The sequence below is a fragment of the Peribacillus sp. CSMR9 genome, assembly GCF_033141925.1.
Lineage (GTDB): Bacteria > Bacillota > Bacilli > Bacillales > DSM-1321 > Peribacillus > Peribacillus simplex_A.
Map to the genome: position 1 here is coordinate 21,430 of NZ_JAOPHO010000055.1, position 9,180 is coordinate 30,609.

General features: G+C 41.8%; 6 protein-coding genes. All 6 read left to right on the plus strand.

Annotation, left to right across the window (positions count from 1 at the left end; translation table 11 throughout):
* Positions 1–79: 79 nt before the first annotated feature.
* Positions 80–3,649, plus strand: a complete 3,570-nt coding sequence (gene rpoB, locus N9I19_RS19050; RefSeq protein ID WP_125162621.1) for a DNA-directed RNA polymerase subunit beta — start codon at positions 80–82, stop codon at positions 3,647–3,649.
* Positions 3,650–3,833: 184 nt separating this feature from the next.
* Complete coding sequence (rpoC, locus tag N9I19_RS19055) at positions 3,834–7,433, plus strand: DNA-directed RNA polymerase subunit beta' (RefSeq protein WP_317778685.1); 3,600 nt, start codon at positions 3,834–3,836, stop codon at positions 7,431–7,433.
* 287 nt (positions 7,434–7,720) lie between these two features.
* Positions 7,721–7,969: a 50S ribosomal protein L7ae-like protein gene (locus N9I19_RS19060; protein WP_034305040.1), complete on the plus strand. Its 249-nt coding sequence runs from the start codon at positions 7,721–7,723 to the stop codon at positions 7,967–7,969.
* Positions 7,970–8,073: 104 nt separating this feature from the next.
* On the plus strand, positions 8,074–8,496 hold the full coding sequence (gene rpsL, locus N9I19_RS19065) for a 30S ribosomal protein S12 (RefSeq protein WP_061440379.1): 423 nt from the start codon (positions 8,074–8,076) through the stop codon (positions 8,494–8,496).
* Positions 8,497–8,537: 41 nt separating this feature from the next.
* Positions 8,538–9,008 (plus strand): 30S ribosomal protein S7, encoded by a 471-nt coding sequence (gene rpsG, locus N9I19_RS19070; RefSeq protein WP_048677878.1) that lies wholly within the window; start codon positions 8,538–8,540, stop codon positions 9,006–9,008.
* A 44-nt stretch (positions 9,009–9,052) separates the two neighbouring features.
* Positions 9,053–9,180, plus strand: a 128-nt coding sequence (locus N9I19_RS19075) for a GTP-binding protein (RefSeq protein WP_317778686.1), incomplete at its 3' end; no start/stop codon positions are given.

Below are 9,180 nucleotides of genomic sequence, written 5' to 3' on the forward strand. Positions count from 1 at the left end.
TTTTCTTTTTGTCTATGGAAATGATTCCTTTTCCGAGGCAATTGGATCCTTATAACGCTTGATTTAAGGGGTGAATCAGTTGACAGGTCAACTTGTTCAGTATGGACGACACCGCCAACGTAGAAGTTATGCAAGAATCAGTGAGGTTTTGGATCTTCCGAATCTGATTGAAATTCAAACAGCTTCTTATCAATGGTTTCTAGATGTAGGTTTAAAGGAAATGTTCCAGGATATTTCTCCTATTGAGGATTTTACAGGTAATTTATCGTTAGAATTCATCGATTACAGCTTAGCTGAGCCGAAGTATTCTGTAGAAGAAACAAAAGAACGCGATGTTACGTATTCTGCACCGCTTCGAGTGAAAGTGCGCCTTGTTAACAAAGAAACAGGGGAAGTGAAAGACCAGGATGTATTTATGGGCGACTTCCCGCTGATGACTGAAACAGGTACATTTGTAATCAATGGTGCTGAACGGGTAATTGTATCCCAATTAGTGCGCTCACCGAGTGTTTACTACAATGGGAAAATGGATAAAAACGGTAAGCTTGGATTCTCTGCGACCGTTATTCCTAACCGTGGTGCATGGCTTGAATATGAAACAGACGCCAAGGATGTTGTGTATGTTCGAATCGATCGCACCAGGAAATTGCCTATCACGGTATTGATGCGTGCCCTTGGATTCGGAACAGATCAAGAAATCATTGATTTGATTGGAGACAACGAATACCTTCGCAACACTCTTGAAAAGGATAACACCGAGAGTGTAGAAAAAGCATTGCTAGAAATCTATGAGCGTCTACGCCCAGGTGAACCACCTACTGTCGATAACGCGAAAAGTCTTTTAGTATCCCGCTTTTTTGATCCAAAACGTTATGATTTAGCAAATGTAGGTCGTTATAAAATAAACAAAAAACTGCATATTAAGAACCGTTTATTCGGACAGCGTATTGCAGAGACCTTGATTGATCCTGAAACAGGAGAAATCATCGTGGAAAAAGGTACAATGCTTGATCGTCGGACTCTTGATAGGATCCTGCCTCATATCGAAGCTGGAATCGGATTCAAAACATTCCATCCATCAGGTGGTGTAGTAGAAGAAGAAACCCTTCTTCAACCTATTAAAGTGTTTGCACCAAACGATGCTGAAGGCGAAAAAGTAATCAATATCATCGGTAATGCCTATGTGACCGACCAGGTCAAAAACATTACTCCAGCTGATATCATTTCTTCCATTAGTTATTTCTTTAACTTATTGCATGGTGTGGGAATCACGGATGACATTGACCATTTAGGTAACCGTCGTCTGCGTTCCGTTGGTGAATTGCTGCAAAACCAATTTAGAATTGGTTTATCCCGTATGGAGCGTGTCGTTCGTGAAAGAATGTCTATTCAGGATACGAATACAATTACTCCGCAGCAACTAATTAACATTCGCCCAGTAATTGCATCAATTAAAGAGTTCTTTGGAAGCTCACAGCTTTCCCAATTCATGGATCAAACGAACCCGTTGGCTGAATTGACGCATAAACGTCGTCTATCTGCATTGGGACCTGGTGGTTTGACACGTGAGCGTGCGGGCTTTGAAGTACGTGACGTTCATTATTCCCACTATGGCCGCATGTGTCCGATTGAAACGCCTGAGGGACCAAATATTGGTTTGATTAACTCATTATCCAGTTTTGCTAAGGTTAACCCATATGGCTTCATTGAAACACCATATCGCCGTGTGGATCCCGAAACAGGCAAAATTACAAGCCAAATCGATTACTTAACAGCTGATGAGGAAGATAATTATGTAGTTGCCCAAGCGAATGTACGTCTATCAGATGACGGGTCATTCCTTGATAATGACGTTGTTGCACGTTTCCGCGGTGAAAATACCGTTGTTCCGCGTGACCGCGTAGATTACATGGATGTATCTCCTAAACAGGTTGTATCTGCTGCGACAGCATGTATTCCTTTCTTGGAAAATGATGACTCCAACCGTGCCCTTATGGGAGCGAACATGCAACGTCAAGCAGTGCCTTTGCTGCAACCGGAAGCCCCTCGAGTCGGAACGGGTATGGAATATGTTTCAGCGAAAGACTCCGGTGCTGCTGTCATCTGTAAACACCCTGGTATCGTAGAGCACGTTGAATCACGTGAAGTATGGGTACGTAGGGTAAGTGAAGTTGACGGACAGCAAGTAAAAGGAAATCTTGATAAATACCGTCTATTAAAATTCATTCGTTCTAACCAAGGAACGTGCTATAATCAACGCCCTATCGTAAGTGTTGGCGACAACGTTGTAAAAGGTGAGATTCTTGCTGATGGTCCTTCAATGGAAAAAGGTGAGTTAGCACTTGGACGTAACGTATTGGTTGCCTTCATGACATGGGATGGATATAACTATGAAGATGCCATCATCATGAGCGAACGATTGGTTAAAGATGATGTGTACACTTCTATTCATATTGAAGAATATGAATCTGAATCACGCGATACAAAATTAGGGCCTGAAGAAATCACCCGTGATATCCCTAATGTAGGGGAAGATGCGCTTCGTAATCTTGATGAGCGCGGAATTATCCGTGTTGGTGCAGAAGTAAAAGACGGAGACCTTCTAGTTGGTAAAGTCACGCCTAAAGGTGTAACGGAATTGACTGCTGAGGAACGTTTATTACATGCAATCTTCGGTGAAAAAGCACGTGAAGTAAGAGATACATCACTTCGTGTACCTCACGGCGGCGGTGGAATCGTTCTTGATGTTAAAGTATTTAACAGAGAAGATGGCGATGAACTTCCTCCTGGTGTAAACCAACTTGCACGTGTATATATTGTACAAAAACGTAAAATCCATGAAGGCGATAAAATGGCTGGACGACATGGTAATAAAGGGGTAATCTCCAGGATCCTTCCTGAGGAAGATATGCCTTATTTACCAGATGGCACTCCAGTCGACATCATGTTAAACCCATTGGGTGTACCTTCACGTATGAACATCGGTCAGGTGTTGGAGCTTCACTTAGGTATGGCTGCACGCGCACTTGGCATTCATGTAGCATCTCCTGTATTTGATGGTGCTACTGAGGAAGATGTTTGGGGTACGATTGAAGAAGCCGGGATGTCCCGTGATGCAAAAACTGTCCTTTATGATGGCCGTTCAGGTGAAGCATTCGATAACCGTGTATCCGTTGGTGTCATGTATATGATCAAACTGGCACATATGGTCGACGATAAACTTCATGCACGTTCAACTGGACCTTACTCCCTTGTTACGCAGCAACCACTTGGTGGTAAAGCGCAATTTGGTGGACAGCGTTTTGGTGAGATGGAAGTATGGGCACTTGAAGCTTATGGTGCTGCTTATACATTACAAGAAATCTTAACCGTTAAATCAGATGATGTCGTTGGTCGTGTTAAAACGTACGAAGCGATTGTCAAAGGTGAAAATGTCCCTGAACCAGGTGTTCCTGAGTCCTTCAAAGTATTGATTAAGGAACTTCAAAGTTTAGGATTGGATGTTAAAATTCTTAATGCCGAAGATCGTGAAATCGAAATGCGAGATTTGGAAGATGAAGAAGAAGCCAACCAAGCAGACAAGTTAAGCCTTGATTCAGAAACTAAAGATATGGTTGCTTCCGAAGTAGGGGCTCCTGTCAAAGAATAAAATCAAATATAAACATATCTAGTTATATATTACCCGCTCTGACTGGCAGCAAGATGTTTCTTTGAAGATCATGCTGCCTTGTTAGAGCCTTATTGATTCAATCAACCATCATCCGGTGTATGATTGCCTGATACTTGACGGCAATCAAGGGTTAAACCTGGAGATTAAAAGGGAGGTAGGCCCCTTGTTAGACGTTAATAATTTTGAGTATATGAAAATTGGTCTTGCTTCACCAGACAAGATTCGTTCTTGGTCCCATGGAGAAGTTAAAAAACCAGAAACAATCAACTATCGTACGTTAAAGCCAGAAAAAGACGGTTTATTCTGTGAGAGAATTTTTGGTCCTCAAAAGGACTGGGAATGTCATTGTGGAAAATATAAACGTGTTCGTTATAAAGGTGTAGTCTGTGACCGTTGTGGCGTTGAAGTCACTCGTGCTAAGGTACGCCGTGAGCGTATGGGTCATATTGAGCTGGCAGCTCCGGTTTCACACATATGGTATTTTAAAGGAATCCCTAGCCGTATGGGACTTGTTCTTGACATGTCTCCACGGGCATTGGAAGAGGTTATTTACTTTGCATCTTACGTAGTAACTGAAACAGGCGATACAACTTTAGAAAAGAAACAGCTTCTTTCTGAAAAGGAATATCGTACATACCGTGAAAAATACGGTAAGAAGTTCCAAGCTGCCATGGGTGCGGAAGCTATTAAAAAACTTTTACAAGATATTGATACGGAAAAGGAAGTAGAGTCGTTGAAAGAGGAGCTTAAAACAGCTCAAGGACAACGCAGAACCCGTGCAATCAAACGCTTGGAAGTTCTTGAAGCATTCCGTAACTCCGGAAATGAGCCATCATGGATGATCCTCGACGTGCTTCCGGTTATTCCACCGGAACTTCGTCCTATGGTTCAACTTGATGGTGGACGTTTTGCCACATCTGATTTAAATGATTTATATCGCCGTGTTATCAACCGTAATAATCGGTTGAAAAGATTACTTGACCTTGGAGCGCCAAGCATTATCGTTCAAAACGAGAAGCGTATGCTGCAAGAAGCTGTCGATGCTCTTATCGATAATGGCCGTCGCGGCCGTCCGGTAACTGGACCTGGTAACCGTCCGTTAAAATCTTTATCTCACATGTTAAAAGGTAAACAAGGTCGTTTCCGTCAAAACCTTCTTGGTAAACGTGTTGATTATTCTGGTCGTTCCGTTATCGTAGTCGGACCAAACTTAAAGATGTACCAATGCGGTCTTCCGAAAGAAATGGCGATTGAATTATTCAAACCATTCGTTATGAAGGAGCTTGTTCAAAGAGGTTTAGCGCATAACATCAAATCTGCTAAACGTAAAATTGAACGTTTATCTCCTGAAATTTGGGATGTGCTAGAAGAAGTAATTAGAGAACATCCAGTACTATTGAACCGTGCACCGACTCTTCATAGACTTGGTATCCAAGCTTTTGAACCAACGTTGGTTGAAGGTCGCGCAATTCGTTTGCATCCGCTCGTGTGTACAGCTTACAACGCTGACTTTGACGGTGACCAAATGGCGGTACACGTTCCTTTATCTTCTGAAGCCCAAGCCGAAGCACGTATGCTTATGCTTGCAGCACAGAACATTTTGAACCCTAAAGATGGTAAACCTGTCGTTACACCTTCTCAAGATATGGTATTAGGTAACTATTACTTAACTTTGGAAAGAGAAGGCGCTATCGGTGAGGGTATGATCTTTAAAGATACAAGTGAAGCATTACTCGCATACCAAAACGGATATGTACACTTGCATTCCCGTTGTGCCGTACATGCATCTTCACTAAATAATGAAACATTCACTGAAGAGCAAAACAGCCAACTTCTAATTACCACTGTCGGTAAATTGATCTTCAATGAAATTTTACCAAAATCATTCCCGTATATTAACGAACCAACACGATACAATCTGGAAACGAAAACTCCAGAGAAATATTTTGTGGAAAAGGGCGCTAATATCCCTGAATTGATTAAGGCTCAACCTGCTATTGATCCATTCAAGAAAAAAATTCTTGGAAATATCATTGCGGAGGTCTTTAAACGGTTTAAAATTACCGAGACATCCAAAATGCTTGACCGGATGAAAGATCTTGGATTCAAATATTCGACAAAAGCTGGTATTACCGTTGGTGTGGCTGATATTGTCGTTTTAAAAGAAAAACAAGAAATCATCTCTGAGGCTCAAACAAAAGTGGATAACGTCTTAAAACAATTCAGACGTGGTCTAATCACTGAAGATGAGCGTTATGATCGTGTTATCTCAATTTGGAGTGCTGCCAAGGATACCATCCAGTCCAAACTTATGGACTCACTGGACCGACGCAACCCGATCTTCATGATGAGTGACTCCGGTGCCCGTGGTAATGCTTCTAACTTTACGCAGCTTGCTGGTATGCGTGGTTTGATGGCCAACCCGGCTGGACGTATCATTGAATTACCGATCAAATCAAGTTTCCGTGAAGGTTTAACAGTGTTGGAGTATTTCATCTCCACACATGGTGCGCGTAAAGGTATTGCCGATACAGCACTTAAAACAGCCGATTCCGGTTACCTTACTCGTCGACTTGTTGACGTTGCCCAAGATGTCATCATCCGTGATGACGATTGTGGAACGGACCGCGGCTTGAAAATTTCAGCCTTGAGAGAGGGTACTGAAATAATTGAGCATCTTGAAGAGCGCCTAATTGGCCGTTATGCAAGAAAAGCGATCAGACATCCGGAAACAAATGAAGTAATCGTGGCTGAAAACGACCTAATTACTGAAGATCTTGCGAACTATATTGAATCACTTGGAATTGAAACAGCATGGATCCGTTCCGCCTTTACATGTAATACCAGCCATGGTGTATGTAAAAAATGTTATGGACGCAACTTGGCTACCGGTCAAGAAGTTGAAGTGGGCGAAGCAGTCGGTATTATTGCTGCTCAATCAATCGGTGAACCTGGTACACAGTTGACGATGCGTACATTCCATACAGGTGGGGTTGCTGGAGACGATATCACTCAAGGTCTTCCTCGTATCCAAGAAATATTTGAAGCGAGAAACCCTAAAGGTCAAGCTGTCATTTCCGAAATCGAAGGAACGGTCGTTTCGATTAACGAAATTCGGGATAAACAACAGGAAATCGTTGTTCAAGGAGCAGTTGAATCACGCACATATACTGCACCGTACACAGCGCGCTTAAGAGTAACTGTTGATACTCCTGTCCGTCGCGGTGAAGAGCTGACAGAGGGTTCTATCGATCCGAAAGAGTTGCTGAAGGTTACAGATGTACTTACTGTGCAGGAATACCTGCTTCATGAAGTTCAAAAAGTATACCGGATGCAAGGGGTTGAAATCGGTGATAAACACATCGAGGTAATGGTTAGACAAATGATGCGTAAAGTCCGTGTACTTGATGCAGGTGAAACTGAAGTGCTTCCAGGAACATTATTGGATGTTAACCAGTTTACTACAGCAAACACTGATGCATTGCTGACTAACAAATTACCAGCTACAGGACGCCCTGTACTACTAGGTATCACAAAAGCATCACTAGAAACGGATTCCTTCTTGTCCGCCGCTTCATTCCAAGAAACGACTAGAGTCTTGACTGATGCAGCAATAAAAGGAAAACGTGATGAATTGCTAGGACTTAAAGAGAATGTCATCATCGGTAAACTAGTCCCTGCAGGAACAGGAATGCTTCGATACAGAAAAGCAAACCCGGTCGTTGTAAGTGATGAAAGTGCCGATACAGTAACAGTGGATTAAAAGAAAAAGGACCAGCTCAATTAGTAAAACTGAAAACCGAACTCCTGGATTCTTGGAGCTGAAGGCTCAGTATTTATTGAGCTGGTCTCTCTTATTACTCATGGCTGACTGAAGCCGTATGAGGACCAATATATTCCCTTTAGACATAGTGAAAATAGTAATGGAATTATGTAAGGAAAACCTTTTGCTAGAATTATTTTTTGAAAGAAGTTGACAGTATCCGACTATTAATGATACTATAGCAAAGGTGCTCCTATGTTACCCTGTAACTTTGGAGGATATGGACCATGTCTTATGAAAAAGTAATACAGGCAAAGTCAGTGATTATAGGGACGAAACAAGCAGTTAGAGCTCTTAAAAACAATTTAATTCAAGAAGTTATCATCGCTGATGATGCAGATATATACTTGACTGGGCGTGTCGTTGAGACCGCTAAAGAATTGGATGTTCCTATCACATATGTTGATTCGATGAGAATGCTTGGCAAAGCATGTGGTATTGATGTCGGAGCAGCAACTGTTGCCATTAAAAAGTAAAAATGTTTTTGCAATTATATTTGCAAAGACTTTGTTTTTACCCATTTATGAACCACCTGGATGTGTGGTACTAGAAATGAAAACGTGAAGGGAGGAAAAATGTAATGCCTACTATTAATCAATTAGTGCGTAAAGGACGCGAGTCTAAAGAGGTTAAATCAAAATCTCCAGCACTTAACAAAGGCTACAACAGCTTTAAAAAAGCACAAACTAACGTATCATCTCCGCAAAAACGTGGTGTTTGCACTCGTGTGGGTACTATGACACCGAAGAAACCAAACTCCGCGTTACGTAAATATGCGCGTGTACGTTTAACAAACGGTATCGAGGTAACAGCTTATATCCCAGGTATCGGTCACAACCTACAAGAACACAGCGTGGTTCTTATCCGTGGCGGTCGTGTAAAAGATTTACCAGGGGTACGTTATCATATCGTACGTGGTGCTCTTGATACTGCTGGAGTTAACAATCGTATGCAAGGCCGTTCTAAATACGGTACTAAGCGTCCGAAAGCAGCAAAAAAATAATCTCAAACAAAAATTAAACTTTCTTGAAAGGAGGAAATATAATGCCTCGTAAAGGACCTGTAACGAAAAGAGATGTATTACCAGATCCGATTTATAATTCAAAACTTGTGACTCGCTTAATCAACAAATTAATGGTTGATGGACAAAGAGGTAAATCACAAAAAATTCTTTACTCTGCATTTGATTTAATCAAAGAACGTACTGGCAATGAGCCGATCGAAGTTTTCGATCAAGCACTTAAAAACATCATGCCTGTATTAGAAGTAAAAGCACGCCGTGTGGGTGGAGCTAACTACCAAGTACCAGTTGAGGTGCGTCCAGACCGTAAATCGACTCTAGGACTTCGTTGGTTAGTAAACTATTCTCGCCTTCGTGGGGAAAAAACGATGGAAGAGCGTTTAGCTTATGAAATCATGGATGCTGCTAACAATACTGGAGCAGCAGTTAAGAAACGTGAAGATACACACAAAATGGCTGAAGCTAACAAAGCATTCGCTCATTATCGCTGGTAAGATCAAACACTATAAAATCCTTATAGAAGGAAGGAGAAAGACAAATGGCAAGAGAGTTCTCCTTAGCAAACACTCGTAATATCGTTATCATGGCTCACATCGATGCTGGTAAAACGACAACAACAGAAAGTGTTCTATACTATACTGGTAAAATCCATAAAATTGGTGAAAC